General features: G+C 48.3%; 16 protein-coding genes. 11 read left to right on the top strand and 5 right to left on the bottom strand.

The genetic code is table 11. The features are described 5' to 3' along the window. Positions 1-1,002, bottom strand: coding sequence for a Gfo/Idh/MocA family protein (locus ACFQZT_RS06685; protein WP_379297785.1), 1,002 nt, complete (start codon positions 1,000-1,002; stop codon positions 1-3). Between the two features lie 134 nt (positions 1,003-1,136). Here ACFQZT_RS06685 and ACFQZT_RS06680 point away from each other — a divergent pair, with 134 nt between their 5' ends. Then, complete coding sequence (locus ACFQZT_RS06680; protein ID WP_379297783.1) at positions 1,137-1,985, top strand: AraC family transcriptional regulator; 849 nt, start codon at positions 1,137-1,139, stop codon at positions 1,983-1,985. Here ACFQZT_RS06680 and ACFQZT_RS06675 read toward each other — a convergent pair. Then, entirely contained in the window at positions 1,973-2,785 is an 813-nt protein-coding gene (locus ACFQZT_RS06675; RefSeq protein ID WP_379297781.1) for a glycosyltransferase family 2 protein, read from the bottom strand. The genes ACFQZT_RS06680 and ACFQZT_RS06675 overlap by 13 nt on opposite strands. 84 nt (positions 2,786-2,869) lie before the next feature. Here ACFQZT_RS06675 and ACFQZT_RS06670 point away from each other — a divergent pair, with 84 nt between their 5' ends. From ACFQZT_RS06670 to ACFQZT_RS06625, 10 genes are all read left to right on the top strand, one after another. Continuing rightward, a complete protein-coding gene (locus ACFQZT_RS06670; protein ID WP_379297779.1) occupies positions 2,870-5,260 on the top strand; it encodes an HAD family hydrolase in 2,391 nt (796 codons plus the stop codon). 31 nt (positions 5,261-5,291) lie between these two features. After that, the gene (locus tag ACFQZT_RS06665; protein ID WP_379297777.1) at positions 5,292-6,155 is read left to right on the top strand and encodes an alpha/beta hydrolase family protein; all 864 of its coding nucleotides are present in this window, start codon (positions 5,292-5,294) and stop codon (positions 6,153-6,155) included. A gap of 495 nt (positions 6,156-6,650) precedes the next feature. Next, complete coding sequence (locus ACFQZT_RS06660; RefSeq protein WP_379297775.1) at positions 6,651-7,463, top strand: VanW family protein; 813 nt, start codon at positions 6,651-6,653, stop codon at positions 7,461-7,463. Between the two features lie 112 nt (positions 7,464-7,575). Next, positions 7,576-9,114, top strand: coding sequence for a spore germination protein (locus ACFQZT_RS06655; RefSeq protein ID WP_379297773.1), 1,539 nt, complete (start codon positions 7,576-7,578; stop codon positions 9,112-9,114). Continuing rightward, complete coding sequence (locus ACFQZT_RS06650; RefSeq protein WP_379297771.1) at positions 9,111-10,211, top strand: GerAB/ArcD/ProY family transporter; 1,101 nt, start codon at positions 9,111-9,113, stop codon at positions 10,209-10,211. Before ACFQZT_RS06655 ends, ACFQZT_RS06650 begins: the two co-directional genes overlap by 4 nt. Beyond that, positions 10,208-11,329, top strand: a complete 1,122-nt coding sequence (locus ACFQZT_RS06645) for a Ger(x)C family spore germination protein (RefSeq protein WP_379297769.1) — start codon at positions 10,208-10,210, stop codon at positions 11,327-11,329. Before ACFQZT_RS06650 ends, ACFQZT_RS06645 begins: the two co-directional genes overlap by 4 nt. Before the next feature lie 21 nt (positions 11,330-11,350). Further along, positions 11,351-12,451 (top strand): GerAB/ArcD/ProY family transporter, encoded by a 1,101-nt coding sequence (locus tag ACFQZT_RS06640; protein WP_379297767.1) that lies wholly within the window; start codon positions 11,351-11,353, stop codon positions 12,449-12,451. Continuing rightward, positions 12,448-13,572 (top strand): Ger(x)C family spore germination protein, encoded by a 1,125-nt coding sequence (locus ACFQZT_RS06635; protein WP_379297765.1) that lies wholly within the window; start codon positions 12,448-12,450, stop codon positions 13,570-13,572. Before ACFQZT_RS06640 ends, ACFQZT_RS06635 begins: the two co-directional genes overlap by 4 nt. 83 nt (positions 13,573-13,655) lie before the next feature. Then, positions 13,656-14,303 (top strand): DUF2238 domain-containing protein, encoded by a 648-nt coding sequence (locus ACFQZT_RS06630; RefSeq protein WP_379297763.1) that lies wholly within the window; start codon positions 13,656-13,658, stop codon positions 14,301-14,303. 94 nt (positions 14,304-14,397) lie between these two features. Next, positions 14,398-15,477 carry a lactonase family protein gene (locus tag ACFQZT_RS06625; RefSeq protein WP_379297761.1) on the top strand — a complete coding sequence of 360 codons (1,080 nt, stop codon included), beginning with the start codon at positions 14,398-14,400 and terminating at the stop codon, positions 15,475-15,477. Between the two features lie 546 nt (positions 15,478-16,023). On the opposite strand, the gene ACFQZT_RS06620 is transcribed toward ACFQZT_RS06625, so the two are convergent. From ACFQZT_RS06620 to ACFQZT_RS06610, 3 genes are all read right to left on the bottom strand, one after another. Next, positions 16,024-17,007, bottom strand: coding sequence for an aldo/keto reductase (locus ACFQZT_RS06620; protein WP_379297759.1), 984 nt, complete (start codon positions 17,005-17,007; stop codon positions 16,024-16,026). Positions 17,008-17,020: 13 nt separating this feature from the next. Beyond that, positions 17,021-17,194 carry a hypothetical protein gene (locus ACFQZT_RS06615; protein WP_379297757.1) on the bottom strand — a complete coding sequence of 58 codons (174 nt, stop codon included), beginning with the start codon at positions 17,192-17,194 and terminating at the stop codon, positions 17,021-17,023. Between the two features lie 108 nt (positions 17,195-17,302). Then, a complete protein-coding gene (locus ACFQZT_RS06610) occupies positions 17,303-17,548 on the bottom strand; it encodes a hypothetical protein (RefSeq protein ID WP_379297755.1) in 246 nt (81 codons plus the stop codon). Between the last annotated feature and the right edge of the window lie 3 nt (positions 17,549-17,551).

Below are 17,551 nucleotides of genomic sequence, written 5' to 3'. Positions count from 1 at the left end.
TTAGTATTTAATGACGATTCTGGCGTGTTCTCTTGCCGATTGCAGGCAAGCATCAATGACTTTCATATTGTTGACGGCATCGCTCGGGGCAAAGCGCAGCGGCTTCTCTCCCCATGCGGCGTAAGCCATGTCATCTGCTTGAAGGGAGTACTGATTCAAATAAGGAACCTTTTCTTCGCGACGTCCCGCGGATGTGGAGACAATGAAATGTCCGCTTTCTTCCGTTGGCGTAATAAATGCGGATGGAACTTCAATCCGCCCAAGTGTCCCCAGAACTTCAATCGTATTGCGGAAATCTGCCCACATGCCGCAGTCGAACGTCAGCGAGACGCTGCCGCTGAATTCAACCAGACCGGACATCATCATGTCGACGTCATCGTGCTCCGGAGAGAAGAAGGCGTGGGTCGTTACGGCCTCAGGTTCACGGCCTAGCAGCAGGCGGGCTGCACTGAGCGGATAACAGCCGACATCGTACAAGGAGCCGCCGCCCCATGCTTTGACGAAGCGGACATTTTTGGAATCACCCGGATTATTAAATGTAAAGGTGCCGTGAATACCGCGAATGTCGCCGATTTCCCCTGACGCCATAATTTCTTTTATGCGTTCATAACGCGGGTGGTGGCGATACATGAATGCTTCGGCGAACAGCACACCGGCCGCCTCGCAAGCAGCAACCATTTCTTCGACTTCAGCGGTGTTAAGTGCAGCGGGTTTTTCGCAAAGCACATGCTTGCCGGCCTGAGCGGCGCGTATTGTCCATTCTTTATGTAGATGATTGGGCAGAGGGATATAAATGGCATCAATATTCGGATCGGCAATCAGCTCTTCGTAGCTGCCGTAAGCGGTTGGAATATTCAGCTTTGCGGCGGTTTCCTGCGATTTCTGCAAATCCCGGCTGGCGATGGCCGCCACAACGCCTGTTTCAGAGTTTTGAATACCCGGGATACAAGCCCGAATCGCAATTCCCGCACAACCTAGAATTCCCCAGCGAAGCTTTGTCATAGCGATCAACACTCCTGTTTCGAATGAAATTATAACGCTTTATTGTCATTATAAAACTCATTTATTAAAATGAATATGATAATATATTGCACCCGATATCGGAATATTGTCATTAGAGGTTGAGGGAGGGCTTCATGCAAAGACATGTGATGCTGCCTACGCTGCAGCAAAATTCATACTTTATTTTTCCTGAGTCTGTGGGCTGGTACAACAACGCCTCGAATCATTTCGTAGATCGGGCGGAAGGGCTATGGACGACCTTTAGTTTGCATTTTATCATCTCGGGCAAAGGATACGTCGAGCTCGACGACACGCAGCACTTACTGCAAAAGGGCGATGCTTTCTTGTATTTTCCATATCAGAAACAGAAATATTACAGCAGTAAGGAAGATCCTTGGAATATACGTTGGGTGCATTTTTATGGGGATCAATTAAAGGAGTTTTTGTTGGAAAAAGGGTTCCTGCGCAATCTGTGGACGCTGAAGCGTTGGAATGAGCTGGAGACGGCTTATCACGAACTGTTACTGGAAGCCGAAGAGAATAATATTATCCGTACGACGAAGTTAACGACGCTGACGTACATGATTTTGAGTGAATTTATGAGTTATGCGGCTCCGCTTACGGGAAACCGGGGGATGGAATCGGTCGATCGGATTCTCGCCCTGCTCCCCTCCATGCAGCAAAAGGCTTGCGAGCCGTTCGTGCTGGAGGCGTGGGCCGAGCTGGCGGGCGTGAGTCCGCACTACTTTTGCAAATTGTTCCGCAAAGCGATGTCGATGACGCCGCTCTCCTTTGTTACGCTTTGCCGTATGCAGTTCGCCAAACAGCGGTTAATCGAAAAAGAGAACTGGCATGTGAAAGATATTGCCAAGGAAGCAGGGTATGAAAGCGCCAGCTATTTCAACCAGCGCTTTCAGGAGCATGAAGGGATGACACCTAGCGAGTTTCGCAGCTTGTACGCGTCGAAGGGTTATTGGGAGTAGCGTGAACGGATCGGCTCTCCGTCCCACACTAATTCCGTAGCCGCTCTGCGGCCTTTGACCTCCGGTTCCTCTAGCAAAAGGAAGAAGTTCTTAGTCGGCAGCTCGCCAAGCTGGTGTTTGGCCGAAAGCTTGTCCAAATAGGGGCGCATATCGTTCAATTGCCCGGACATATTGCCGCCTCCTTGTGAAAATGCGTAGAGTACACTCGCGACGGCGGCTCTTTTGACCTTAAACTGCTCGGCCGCTCTCAGGAAAAAATCCCAGTCCCAGTAATGGAACACTTCAGTATCAAATGGACCTAAGCGGTCAAGCAGCTCCGGACGGAATAAGCACCCGGATGCGTGGAAAGTGGAAAACTTGCGCATCGCCGGAACGTCGAATTCATAAGCAAAGACGAATCTGTCGGTAGGTTTGCGCATGCCGTGTTCAATGACGTAATCGAAAATCTCAACGTCCGCATAGACGAGATCATAGCCTTCAATCTCTTGAAGCATGCGTTCGACATGAATCGGCAGGAGCATATCGTCGTCGTCGCAGAGCATGATAAAATCGCCTTCGACCTCCTGCAGACCGCGATTTCGGGCGTGGACGTGCTTTAAATTTTGCGGCATGTTCACGATCCGAATGTTCAGCTCCGGGTATAAAGATTGAATGAAATCGACAGACGGCCCGAAGTCATTGACGATAATGATCTGCAAGTTTTTGTGCGTTTGACGGGATAAGGATTCTACAAGCTCGGCCAGTTCCAGCGGACGATTATACGTAGGGATAATGACAGAAACCAATGGCGGATTGGACATAAATGGTAGCGCCTCCTCATGAAATCTATTATAGTTCAAGCATACGGATTTTCAAAAAATACCTCAAGACGAAGGAGGTTCAACATGCTGCAAGCGACGACATCAGGCGTAAGCGCCAGTGACCCTCATTTATGGAAAAAGGATCGCTATTTAGCGCCAATAACTGCAATATGGGACTCGATTGAGCTGCTTAGTCTGGATATTTTCGATACCTTATTATTCCGGGCATGCGCTAGCCCGTCAGACGTTTTTATGAAAGCTGCCGAAAAGGCGCTGCGCGCAAAGTGCTTACAATCTTCAATCACACCCAGCTCGTTCAAAGAGATTCGGATTCTCGCTGAACGCAAGTCGCGCGAACGGCAGCGCGCGCTGCATGGTTTCGGCGAAGTGATGTTGCAGCAAATATACGCTGAATTACCGCCGTTGCTCGGTGATCCGATCAAGCTGGCACAGATCGAAGTGGAAGCCGAAGCGGAAACGTGTTACCTCAATCCCCATGTTGCTTCTCTCCTGCATGCATGCAAAGAAAGGCAAGTTCCAGTGGCGCTGCTTTCGGATATGTATTTATCCTCTGATCAAATCAGGTACTTGCTGCAGTCAGCGGGACTTGATCTGGCAAACATTGATGTATTGCTCGTCTCTTCCGAGGAGCATGATGGCAAGTCTTCGGGTCGTCTGTTTGCGCGATTGAAAGAGTCGTATCCCGGCATAGCAAGCGGTGCAATTCTTCACATTGGCGACAATGTGTCTGCAGATGTAGAAGGAGCAGCTAGAGAAGGGATCCCTTCAATCCACTACAACGTGATTCCGGAAAATTTCGAGAGCCGCTACCATTGGGAGTACGTGCGGCACGGCGATGTTCTGCCTGCATGGAAATCGTTACGGAAGCTAGTTGAAGCAACAGATTCGATTGCGGGTTTGGGTGAAAGGGAAAAGCCGTTCTACCGATTTGGAGCCAGTGTGCTCGGACCTTACCTGCAATCGCTCTGTGATTGGGTTGTCGATACGTGTGTGGAACTGGGGGCGCACGAAGTTCATCCATTGATGAGGGAAGCCTATTTGCTTGCACCCATGCTCGAAGCGACAGCCCGGATGCGAGGCGTAGAGCTGCAAGTGAAGCCGGTCTATGTATCCAGACAGGGTACGTATCTGGCTAGTCTTCAAACCTTTGGCGCGACGGAATTGGATAAACTTTTGGGGATACGAGGCGTCAAGGTTGGTGAGATTTTTGAGCTTCTCGACATCTCTGACGAAGCGGGTTCTTTTGCAGCCGAGCTAGAGAAAAGAATCGATGGAGAACTTGCAGAAAGGCTGCGAGTTTTTCTATTGGACGAACGCATTCGTGTTAAGGTGTTGGAAGCAATTGAACGGAACAGGCAGCTATTCATCGCCTATTTGAAGCAGGAATTCGGCTCTCCGGAAAAGCTGATTACCGTTGATATCGGGTTTAACGGTACGATCCAACATGCGCTTGAAACGATCGTCCGCTTAGCGGGGTATATGCCGCAAATGACCCATTTGCTCGCAGTAGGCAGCGATAAATTGAATGAACTGAGCTTAAACGGAATGGATATCCGCTGTCTGCTGCGTTCAGGGGGCGAGGGCAGCGAACTTGGACGACGAATCGCGAGAAGTCCCGCATTCGTGGAAGAGCTGATGATGGGAGAATTCGGCTCTACGCTTCGATTTGAACGGGATGTGACAGGGCGGGTGCGGCCGATTATGGCCGGACTCCTGCATGCCGTGGAGGAATTTGCGTTCAAAAGGGCATGCCAGGAAGGCGCGCTGGCCTTCCAGACCTATTATGCTTACTTGCTTTCGGCAAAAAAGGGTGGATTGAAGCGTGCATCCGAGGAGCCTGAGGCTTGGAGCAAGCCGATTCACCGGGTCATCGAGATGCCGATGCCGGAGGAAGCCCGTATGCTGGGCGATTTGACGCATCAGGATAATTTTTGCACGGTATATATATCGCCAATCTGCGAGAAGGTGGATGACGCTTGGTTCGCACAAGGAGGAGATGCTTTCATCGACATATGCAACTACGGACCGTCGATCCTGAACGCAAATTGGCCGCAAGGCATGGTGACACGCCAAATGCCGTATTATTTATATACATATTATTTGCGCCAGCGGGATGGCTTTGGCAGCGGGTCTATGCTATTTGAAATGATTCAACACCTGAAGCAGGATAGCATACGGTCGGTGAATATCTATGGAACAGGATCCTTTGCTGAGCATGTCATGAAAACGGTCTGGTTTCACGGGCTTGAAACGGCATATTGGATCGACCCGCAGGGGGTTGCCGATGCGTCACCATGGGGCAAGTTTGAGCATTCATCCCTGGAACAGGCGGTGAAGCAAGCTGGAAGTCATGCTTATCTTCTTGCTACGCTTTCTGACATGGAATCGTACAGAAACAAGATTGAATCTGCATACCGGGACACCGAGATAACGCCGTCTTTGTACGAGTTGTAAACTCTATTTATGATCGGAGGAGGGATTCAGAATGGCTGAACAATCAACTACCGTCACCCAAGAGCATTTTATTTTGGAGGCAGGGTATTTAGAAACCGGCGAACCGCTCTATATCCGCGGAGAAGTTCGCTTTCAGGCGAAGGAACCGGAGATTCCGGCACCCGTTATCATCATCAGTCATGGTTTTAAAGGATTCAAAGATTGGGGTCTCTTTCCCTATGTCGCCTCAAGGTTTGCAGAAGAAGGTTTCTACGTTATCACGTTTAACTTCTCGTGCAACGGTGTGAATGAAACAGACTTTGATGAGCTGCATAAATTTGCGGTCAATACCTATTCCCGGGAGCAAGCTGATCTGGAGCTTATTTATCAAGGCCTGATCACCGGAAAGCTCCCTCTTGCCGAGTCCGCAGATACGGATCGCATTCATTTGCTGGGGCACAGCCGTGGAGGAGGGAGCAGTGTTATTTTTGCAAGCGAGCACCCGCAAATTCGTTCAATCGCGACCTGGAATGGAATCGCGAATCCGGATTTGTTCGATGCAGCATTCAAAGCGCAGATCGCAGAGCAAGGCGTTGCCTACATTCCGAATGCGCGAACCGGACAATTGATGCCGCTTCACGCGACGTTCTACCAGGATTTGGAACAGAACGGAGAGCGATTTGACATTGCTCAACACCTTGCTTCACTTACGGTTCCAGCGCTTTTGGTGCAAGGAGATCAGGATTCACCGAGGCTGAAAGAAGGCTTCGCCAAGCTGCGTGAAGCCGCCCCGCGGCATAGGTTCATAACGATCGAAGGCGGGAATCATACATTCGGCGCGGTGCACCCTTTTGCAGGTACGACGCCTTATTTGGAAGCTGCTTTCGGGGCTACGCTTGAGTTTTTCAGAACATAAGAAATAACCGTCCTTACTGAGAGATATAGTCCTCTTGTCGGGACGGTTTTCTGTCTCAAGCCCACTAACTCTCCTCTCTATTCTAAAGCCCTTTGTTCTTTATTAAGACACTCAAGTGACTCTAAATATGTGATTCAACCAGCAAATATCGCATAGTGAACAAAATTCCATGTTTAACGAACATGGTTCTTTAATTATAGACTTTTGTTCTATAGAGCCTGTTTTTGACCATTTTTCATTCATTTTGCGTCAAACTAGTGCACTAATAGCGCCTCATGTTCTCTCCTCTCTCCCTCTGTTGAGATAGCGGCAAGAAGTTTGCCTATTTAGGTTTGGATATCCATCGGAATGATGGATACAAATATTCCGGGCGAAATAACATGCACAAAACGCAGGTAGATACTCCCTTCATACATTCCGGTGAATGCAACTGAATCGATGGATGAAACGTCATCTTCATTGAATGAATAAACCATGATTTGGAAAAATAGGGGGATGTGTGTATTGAAGCAACAATTATTAAGCTTATTTCCCTCGCTTTACCGACTGCGCATTGCGCAATTAAGATTGCAGCGGCATGTGGCTAACCTCAATCCAAGCATCCGCTACGCACGCCACAGGGCTGACACTTCACTTCCGTACACTTGTAAAAAGCATCAGTCACTCCTAAGAAGAAAGCTGGGCTCAACGGATCCCATACTACAAGAAAATAAAATAACGAACTTGCGCATCAGTGTGGGGCAAATGGATGGCATTATCATTAGACCCGGCGAGACGTTCTCTTTTTGGAAGTTAGTCGGGAAGACGACTTCGGCGAAAGGGTATATCGAGGGCATGCTGCTTTCACAAGGAGGCGTGAAAAGCGGAGTTGGAGGAGGGATCTGTCAGCTGGGCAATCTGCTCTTTTGGATGGCCTTGCACACGCCCCTTCAAGTGGTTGAACGGCACCATCACAGCTTCGATCCGTTCCCGGACGATCATCGGGTACTTCCTTTTGGGAGCGGCGCAAGCGTCTTCTATAATTACATTGACTTGCGAATTTACAATCCGACAACGCACCTGTTTCAATTCCGTTTGTGGCTGACGGATGAGCATCTGAAAGGTTCCGTTCACTGTGATGAGCTGCTGCCGCATGCCTACCATATTGAAGAAAGGAATCACCGCTTTCTCGAAAAGGATGGCCGTTCTTACCGGGAAAATGAAATCTGGCGGAGGGTGATCGATAAGCGAACCGGCCAAACGGCTGCGGAGGAACGGATGATCCATAATTTCTCGGAAGTAAAATATGACCTGTTTCGTACGAATTAATTAGAGACCTTACCCTAAGACCAAACCGGCGGGTAAGGTCTTTGTCATGCATAAATTTCCATAAAACCATGGATAATAAAGGCAAGTATATGGATGAGTGTGGTGACGATCGGTGCTATTTTCAAGCTGGTTCGGAAGGAAGAAGTACCATTCGGTTCCAGAGAAAGGTAATCAGCAGTCTAGCGACACCATAAGTGCCGTATTGGCGCAAAATATAACGTATTTAAACGGCCAGTTCAGTAAGACCCCAGATCTTGTTGTGCGGCATTTTATTATTAAACAATCCGGAAATCAAGCGGCATTAGTCTACTTGAACGGGTTGGTTGATAAAAGCGCAATTAATAATAATGTGCTTCGCCCGCTGCAGTTTGAGGCGGGGAGCGGTAATGCGATTGGCGACATTACCGTAAACGTAGGTCAAATTCAAACACTGTACACATGGCCGCATATCGAAATCGCGATTTTGCAGGGCCACAGCGTACTGTTCGTGCAAGGACAGACGGAAGTCATTGCCTTAGGTACGCAAGGGTGGCCGCAGCGGGCGCTGGAAGATCCGCAGCTGGAAGCTTCCTTAAAAGGAGCGCATCAAGGCTTTGCTGAATCGGGCGGTCAAAATGTCGCCTTGATTCGTCGTTACATTCAGAACCGCGAACTGAAAATTAAAGAAATGATCGTCGGACGTAGAGGAAACACCGTACTATCTATTCTCTATCTAGAGGATGTCGCGCACCCCGAGGTACTAACTGAACTGGAAGATCGCATTCAAAAACTAGATGTTGATGTCATTATCAACACGGGTGAACTAGCGGAGTTAATCGAAGATAATCCGTTTTCTCCCTTTCCGCAATTTATTACAACGGAAAGACCGGATGCAGCGGCCTCCCAAATATTACAAGGCAGGTTTGTTGTCGTCGTAGACCGTTCTCCGAGCGTACTGATTGCTCCAGTGGGATTCATGTCTTTTTTCCAGAACGTTGACGACTACAGCACGCGTTGGTCGATTGCTTCCTTTATCAGATTGCTGCGGATTTTTGCATTTTTTATCGCAGTTTTTCTGCCGGCTTTCTACATTGCCGTCATTTCCTTCAATTTTGAAATCATTCCCGTTAAATTGCTGCTAACGATAGGTGAAGTCAGAGGACGAGTACCCTTTCCACCTTTCGTCGAAGCCATCTTCATGGAAGTAACACTAGAAATGATGCGGGAAGCAGGGGTACGTCTTCCTGCCCCGGTCGGACAGACCGTTGGCATTGTCGGGGGCATTGTTATCGGACAAGCTATCGTACAAGCGGGACTTATCAGCAATGTTATGGTGATTGTTGTCGCCTTTACAGCCATTTCTTCTTTCATCCTGCCCAATTATGATATGGTTGCCGCCGTCAGGCTCATCCGATTCGCTATGATGATTGCGGCATCCATGTTCGGGATCGTAGGCATCGTCATTGGTTTTATGACCATGATTGGTCATCTGATCGCTCTCGAATCGCTTGGCACGCCTTACGGAACCCCATTCGCACCGGTCCGGTTTGCCGACTGGAAAGACTCTTTTCTCCGTTTACCACTATGGAAAATGGTCAAAAGGCCTTTAAGCGCAAGAGCGGTTCAATTGAAGAGACAAGGATCAAATCGTCCAAAAGGTGATGGAAAATGAAGAAATATGCCTACAACGAGATCACCTCCATGCAGTACATTTTTCTGAATTCCGGTATTCAAGTGAGTGTGTTTTTTTTGGCGATACCGCGTAAATTAGCCGAAAATGCAAGTACGGACGGCTGGATCGCACTTATCATCGGCTGGGCGATCACCGTCATAGCAAGTTTAAGTGTGATTCAAGTAATGAAAAAATACCCCGAAGGAACCCTGTTGGATCTATTAACTCACTATTTAGGCAAATGGACAGGCAGGGTAGCAGCCGTCTTTTTTTCCCTTTATTTCTTTTTTTATGCATACACGGGGCTGGTTGAGGCCGTTCTGATTACGAAAGCATGGTTATTGCCTCAAACTCGGCCATCGATCGTTACGCTGTTGCTGCTGATTCCGACCTACGTCATAACTCGAAACGGAATTCGTATATTGGGGAGATATGCGGAGCTTGTTTTTTATCTCTCTTGTTGGATACCAGTCATCTATTTGTTTCTGCTTAAGGACGCTCATTGGCTAAATATGTTTCCGATTTTAAAGGAAGGATGGAAACCCATATTTTCAGCGGTGCCAACCACATTCTTTTCTTATATAGGATTTGCGACCACGTTTATTTTGTATCCATTCTTGCAGAACAAAGGGCAGGCTTCCAGCGCGATCATCATCTCTAACTCCTTGACGATGCTCGGGTATTTGTTCATAACGCTCATTTGTTTTGTCTATTACAGCCCGGATGAAATTCAAAAGTACAACGAACCCGTGGTCAATATATTGGAGTCCATCGAGTTCAGGTTTATAGAACGGATGGAAGTGTTGTTTATCGCGTCTTTCTTGCTGACTTTTTCATTAGCTTGGATACCTGCTATTTATTTTAGTGTTTTTTGTACAAGCTGGCTGCTCGGAAAGCAGGACCACCTCGGTCATTTTCGGTTATTATGGCTATTCATTGCAGCAGGGGCATTTGTATTTATGCCGACTTTTAATCAAAGCGACTTCATGAACGAATTACTTAGCCGGATTGGTTTTGGATTGGAATACGTATTTCCTTGCTGCTTGCTCATCTATTTATGGATGCATGATCATTTTCAGTGGAGGAAGCACTTATGAATAAGCGGCTGCCGCATGTGTTGTTCATTGCTCTGATTGTCGTTATCTTTGCGGGGTGCAGTGATCGATTGGATATGGAAAATGCCGCTTTCCCCCTTCTTGTGGGCCTTGATCTTGATAAAAAAAACAAATTAACGATCTACAGTTCATCACCTGTATTAAATAAAAGCGCCAAAAAGAAAACGAATGAAATCAGGGTGAACCCCAAAACGACTCGTCAATCAGCAGAAAATCAAGGCAGCTATACATCGGGAGTTTTTCAAGGCAGGAGTATTCAGATCATTCTTGTTTCCAAACGCGTACTGCAGCAAAAGGATTGGTTCCAGCTTACGGATGTCTGGTTTCGCGATCCGAAAAATCCGTTAACACCAAGGATCATTGCTTACGACGGACCTTTGTCCGAAATCATATATTTGAATCCCAAAGACCAGCCGATGCTGCCCTTATTACTCCGCGAGATGGTGGATACCAAATCCATGAGATCGGAAACGGTAAAAACGACGCTGCAGGATCTTCATAATCAAATGCGTGAGAAGGCCGTGACTCCTTATATCTCCGAAGTGCGGGTGAGAGATGAGCAAATTTCGATTACTGGCACAACATTACTCGATCATAATGGGAAGTTTGCCGATTCGCTGAGCATCGGGGAAAGCGTATTATTGCATATCTTGCAAAACGACACGAGAAAAGCGATCAGCTTAACACTTCCCATTCCCGGAGAAATGAAGAACGGTCCCTTCCATACGGATAAGTTATCTTTGAATGTCGATAAAATTAAGATGAAAGTAAGAACTTCCTACCTTCAAGATAAGTTTCAGTTCGATATGAATTTCAGCATGCATGTCGGATTATCGGAGCTTATGTTCCCTTACGACGTGCGAAGTCATAGTAAAGAACTGGAGCATTTGATCGCCGACCAAGTGCAAAAACAGCTGGAAAACCTCATAAAGAAACTACAAGCAGAAAGAATTGATCCGATGGGGCTTGGACTCTACGCGCGTGCGCATGAATATAGCCATTTCAAGAAAGTGGAAGATCATTGGGGTGATGCACTGGCTAAAGCAGATATTCATGTTTCCTTGAAGACGATCATTGGAGCCATGGGAACAGTGAAGTAGAACGAAGCTGAGGGGGAGCCTATGAAAAAATATGCATTGAATGAGATCACCATCATGCAGTATATCTGTCTTAACTTTGGTATGGTATTGAGCTTCGGTTTCTTATCGCTGCCGCGAGTCCTTGCCGAACAAGCGGGCACGGCCGGCTGGATCCCTCTCATCATCGTTTGGATGATTACCGTTGCGGCCAGTTTGGTCATCATACAGGTAATGAAAAAGTTTCCTGACGGCACCGTGCTTGATCTGTTGACGGTATATTTGGGGAAATGGGCGGGCAAGGTCGGGGCGGTTCTTTTTGCTCTTTATTTCTTTTATTACGGATATATTGGACTCGTTTATACGGTTTTGATTATAAAACAATATCTCTTGCAGCAAACTTCGCCTGCTGTCATTATGATTTTGCTGCTTATTCCCACCTATGTGATTGTGAGGAACGGACTCCGCGTCTTGGGCAGATATGGGGAAATCGTTGTTTTCCTTTCCATATGGATTCCATTTGTTTATTTGCTTCCGCTTAAAGATGCTCATCTGCTGCGTTTGTTTCCTGTGCTTAAGGACGGGTGGCAACCTGTATTCACAGCGATACCAAGCACTATATTTTATCATGTCGGTTTTTCAACGACGTTTATTTTGTACCCATTTATCAAAAATAAAAAATTGGCACCTTATGGAATTATGATTTCATATACGATGACGATGCTGATGTACTTGTTCATTACCTTCATCTGTTTCGTTTATTTCAGTCCGGATGAGATTACGGAATTCAATGAACCGACGATCAACGTATTGCAAGCGATCGAGTTTAAATTTATAGCACGGGTCGAAGTCATATTTATCGCCTTTTATTTACTAATCTTTTCAATGTCTTGGATACCCACCATATACATGAGCCTATTTTGCACAACCTGGCTATTCGGAAAACAGGATCACCGCGGTCATTTGCGGCTGCTTTGGTTGTTCCTTGCTGTCGCCACGTTTTTTTTCATGCCAACCTTTTTTCAAAGCGAGAAAATGAATACTTTACTGGGGCAGATCGGCTTTTTCATTGAATATGCAATGCCTGTTTGCTTGCTCCTCTATTTGTGGATGCATGATCGTTTCGGATGGAGGAAGCGAATATGAACAAGAGGCTACCCTATGTAATGTACATCATCATGTGCATAGGTATCCTTCCGGGATGCACGGACAGGTTGGATCTTGAAGATTCCACGAATAACCTCGCCATCGGTCTGGATCTAGATCCAGAAAATAACATGATCTTCTACATGAAAAATCCGGTGTACGGCATGAATATAAAAAAACACACGTCTGAGATTGAAGTCAAGGCAAAAACGGTTCGTGACGCGAGAGCAAAATTGGACGAATATACACCAGGCGTAATTACCGGGCGAAAAGTTCAAATTGTGCTTATCGGCAAACGTATCCTTGAACATGAAGGTTGGTTTCAGGTTATGGATGTCTTCTTTCGAGATATGAAAAATCCATTAACCCCTAGAGTCATCGCTGTTGATGGACCTATCTCCGATATCATATACCTAAACCCGAAAGACCAGCCGATGCTCCCTCTAATGCTACGTGGGATGGTCGATACGAAAAGTGAAAGATCGGAAACGACGAAGACCACACTGCAGAAGCTTCATTGGCAAATCTATGAGAAGGGGGTGACACCCTTTATCCCTGAAATTAAGTTGGACAAGGCGAAAAAGGTTAAGCTGAAGGGTGTAGCACTGCTGGATCATACAGGGAAATATACCGTTTCGCTTCAGGCGGAGGATACCATTTTACTTCAAATATTGAATGGAAACGCCAAAAAACCTGTTAACCTAACCATTCCGATTCCCGGTGAAAAGAAGAACTCTCTCTTTCATACTGACCATTTAAGCATAACGGTTCAAGGAATGAAGACGAAAGTCAAGACGTCGTACAGCCAGAACAAATTCAAATTCGATATTCATATCCATATACCGGCAAGCCTAACTGAGCGCTTATTCCCTTTCGATGTGCGAAAGCACGGAAAAGAGCTTGAGAAAAAGATTTCCGAACAATTGCAAAAGAAATTCGCGAGTCTTATCAAGACTATTCAGGAACATCAAATCGATCCGATCGGACTAGGACTCTACGCACGGGCGCACGAATACCAGGCATACAAAAAAGTGGAGGATCAATGGGGCGAAGCACTGTCAAAAGCCGATATTCAACTGTCCGTTCAGGTAACGATTAGAAGTATGGGGCCGATGAAGTGAGTTAGTACTATGAAAAGTTAGTACTTCTGGAAAACTCTACAGCAAGTTAATCTAAACTTGTGAGAAAAAAAGGGGGACCAGAGATGAATCATAGAGTGCCTTTGAAAAAGAATCGGCCGCTGCAATTCATGATTGTTGCGTACACAGGTATTTGGATATGGATGGCCATATCTCCATACAGCAGATTCGATTGGGTCTTGGAAAATCTGTTGATTTGGGCCGCTTTGATTGGGTTAGTCTGCATGTATTTTCGATTTGCTTTTTCTAATTTGTCTTATGCGCTTATCGCCTTGTTTCTTGTGCTGCATACGGTGGGGGCGCATTATTCTTATAATGAAAATGTGGTGGACATCTGGCTGAAGCAGATTCTTCACTCTGAGCGTGATAATTATGACCGGTTGGTTCATTTTAGCTTTGGTTTGCTGCTCGCTTATCCGATTCGGGAAGCATTGGGCGCGTGGACGCGGCTGGGCAGCAGATGGTTGTATGTCATTACATGTACGGTTGTTCTAGCGCTGGGCGCGTTCTATGAGTTGATTGAAATGTGGGTGGCGATGATTGTCGCTCCCGAAATCGGAACGTTGTTCCTGGGGACGCAAGGTGATCCTTGGGATTCCCAGCACGATATGGAGGTTGCGCTGTATGGGGCTATCCTTGCGATGCTTGTTACCGCATTGGTTAAAAAGTTAAAGTCCGGAACCGGAGCGCATTCGGAGACGTACCAAGAGTGACTGATTTCATATTGTGTGCATCCAACATGTGGTAAAATAAAGGGCAGAGTGAGGATGAAAATCTGAAAGTGCTAAATGGAGGTTGGTGAGATCGATGCCAGAAGAACAAAATGTTCTGCGTATGTATGTCGGGTCGTATACAAGTGTGGACCATCAGCAGGGGATCGGGCTGTATACGTTTAACCGGAGCAATGGGGAGATTAAGCTGGTGGAGGCGTACACGGATCTTCCTAATGCTTCCTTCCTGGCTGTTAATCCGGAGCGGACGAATCTCTATGCGGTTAGTGAAACTGAGACGTACAATGGTTTGGCGGGGGGCTCGGCGGCAGCATACGCGATTGAGGCGGTTACAGGAAGGCTGACGAAGTTAAACCAACAGCCTACGCACGGCTCGGCGCCATGCTATGTCAGCTTGGAGCAGACAAGCCGCCGCGCGTATGTGGCGAATTATTCCAGCGGCAGCGTTACGGTGTTCCCGGTTGAAGCTGACGGAAAGCTTGGTGAGCACTCTCAGTTGCTGAAACACGAGGGCTCGTTAGGACCGAATGCGGATCGCCAAGAGGCTCCGCATGCCCATTCGATTGTCCCGTCACCGGACAATCGGTTTGCGGTTTCCGCCGATCTGGGGCTCGATCGGCTGATCATTTACACGGTCGCGGCGAACGGCGACCTTGTGCCGCACGGAGAAGCGGCAGTGGAGCCGGGAGCAGGCCCGCGGCATTTTGTTTACAGCGCGGACAGCCTGTACGTGTACGCGGTCGGTGAGCTGGACTGCACCGTGACAGCGATGCAGTATGATGCGGACGCGGGAACGTTGACCGCGTTCCAGCGCATTTCGACGCTGCCCGAAGGGTTCAGCGGCGAGAACACATGCGCGGACATCCATCTCTCTCGGGATGGCCGCTATGTGTATGTATCGAACCGCGGGCACGACAGCATCGCGGTTTATGCCGTGGACGGACAGCGCGGCACGCTGTCCCTGGTTCAGCTGCAGGCGACGCTCGGGCGGACGCCGCGCAATTTTGCCTTGACGCCGCAGGGAGATTACCTGCTGGCTGCGAATCAGGCGTCGAACAGCATCACGGTGTTTCGCGTTGATCGCGAAACCGGGAGGCTGGAAGTGACTGAGCAAACGGCGGCGGTGTCGATGCCGGTTTGCATCCAGTTTCTGTAGGCGCAGCCAGAAAAAATACTGCACGCCAGAGGAGCTTAGGCTCTCTGGCGTGCAGTATTTTTGGCTAAAGATGCGCCTATGCGTCGGTTGTTTCTATTAACTAACGCTGATAAATTTGCTTATTCTTGCGTTCACGAGATGTAGCTCGCGTATAAGCGGCTTAGCGCTGTTTTTCAGCGTTAAAGTTGCCTCCTGCTCAAGAAGATCGGGATTAAAGATGAAAAACATGCTTAATGTTGCATTTTTCGAGCTATAGCTCTGGAAATCGGGTGGTTAGCGCTGTTTTTCAGCGTTAAAGTTGCCTCTTGTTCAAGAAGATCGGGATTAAAGATGAAAAACATGCTTAATCGCGTCTTTCGAGCAATAACTCTCGAACACGTGGATTAGCGTCCAAGTCCATTACCTTTCATGCATGCTATTTTGGTTCGATGTTACCTCAGCACGCTATTCAAGCAGATGATCCCAATTCACTGACGTGGCACTGGCACATCCTCATATGACTGCTCCCAACACGACTCCACTTTATCAGACCACTATCCCATTTGCTCAGTATGCGCCGCGGATGTGTGCATGTACATCGCTTTGGTACCATCCGCGCAGCTTGCGAAGCTCATCTTCGCTAAATGATGCTACGCTTGCCGCCTGTAGGTTGTCCAGCACCTGCGCGGTGTTCTTGAAGCCAGGGATGACGCAGCTTACGGCTTCTTGATCGAGCAGCCAGCGGAGCGAGGCGCGCGTCATGCTTTCGCGGCCTTCGGCGATCCACGCCAGCTGGCGGCTGAGTTCGAGGCCTTTGGCGAAGCCGAGACCGGCGAACGTTTCGCCGACGTTGAAGTGCTCGCCGTTCTCGTTGAAGCGGCGATGGTCGTCGGCTTCGAACTGCGTCTGCTCCTTGAACTTGCCGGTGAGCAGCCCGCTCGCCAGCGGCAGCCGCGCCAGAATGCCGACGCCTTGGGCGTGGGCGGCAGGCAGGAGCGCTTCGAGCGGCTTTTGCCGGAACAGATTCAAGATCACTTGCAGCGCCCGTACATTCGGCTGCTCCAAGCAGAATAATCCTTCCTCCACGGTTTCCACGCTGACGCCGTAGTGGCGGATTTTGCCCTCGGCTTGCAGCTTGTCGAGCACTTCAAATACAACCCCCTGCTTCAAAATCTCCAGCGGCGGACAGTGGATCTGGTACAAATCGATCGCTTCGCGCTGCAGCCGTTTCAAGCTCCCTTCGCAGAATTTGCGAACGGCCTGTTCCGAATACGTTGCAGGATCATGGATATCGGCGCTGCGACAGAATTTGGTGGCGATATGAATCTCGTCCTCCCGCCCGGCGGTTGCTTTCGCCAGCAATTCCTCGCTGTGCCCGTTGCCGTACACATCGGCCGTATCAAAGAAATTAACGCCTTCCTCCATAGCGCGATGAAGCCCTTGCAGAGAATCTGAGTCGTTGACATTGCCCCATGATCCCCCAATGGCCCATGTACCAAAGCTAATTTCACTTACGTGAAGTCCGGTGCTGCCGAGCGGCCTGTATTTCATTATTTCTCCTCCTTTAGGTTGTTGTGAACGCGCGTCCATAGCTAATACTGATCATAATCTTCTCTTCCTCATGCGTCAATATTGAGCATTCTACGGATTTCTGGAGAACCGTTCGAACCTGAGAGTGCCGTTTATTGGATTCCATCCAGCAGAATGTAGAAATTTCGCTGAATAGATGTGCTGCCATTGGATAATCTCCAACCTTTTCAACTAAAGATGAGGACTAACCCTCCATTTGATGAAGGTCCATTGGAGAATTTCCAATGAAATGCTCTTAAAAGTCCAGATCAGGCTCCTACATTGGAGAAAATCCAATCACGCCAGCCCAACAGCCGCCATCAACCACCCATCCCCAAGTCCCTTCGCCACAGCCGCCCCCAACACCCATCCCCACAGTCCCTCCGTTACAGCCGCCCCCAACAATCATCCCCACAGTCCCTCCACCACGCTGCCCCCAACCAGCCGCCGCCACAGTCCCTCCGCCACCCCCACACCCCGATGCGCGTTGCTGCACGGCGGCTTCAGCAAAGGCTGCCCTCATGGG

Origin of the sequence: Paenibacillus sp. GCM10027628 (genome assembly GCF_042676385.1) — a bacterium.
Lineage (GTDB): Bacteria > Bacillota > Bacilli > Paenibacillales > NBRC-103111 > Paenibacillus_E.
The sequence above is the reverse complement of the archived record's forward strand: the minus strand, read 5'-3'. Positions and strand labels throughout refer to the sequence as shown.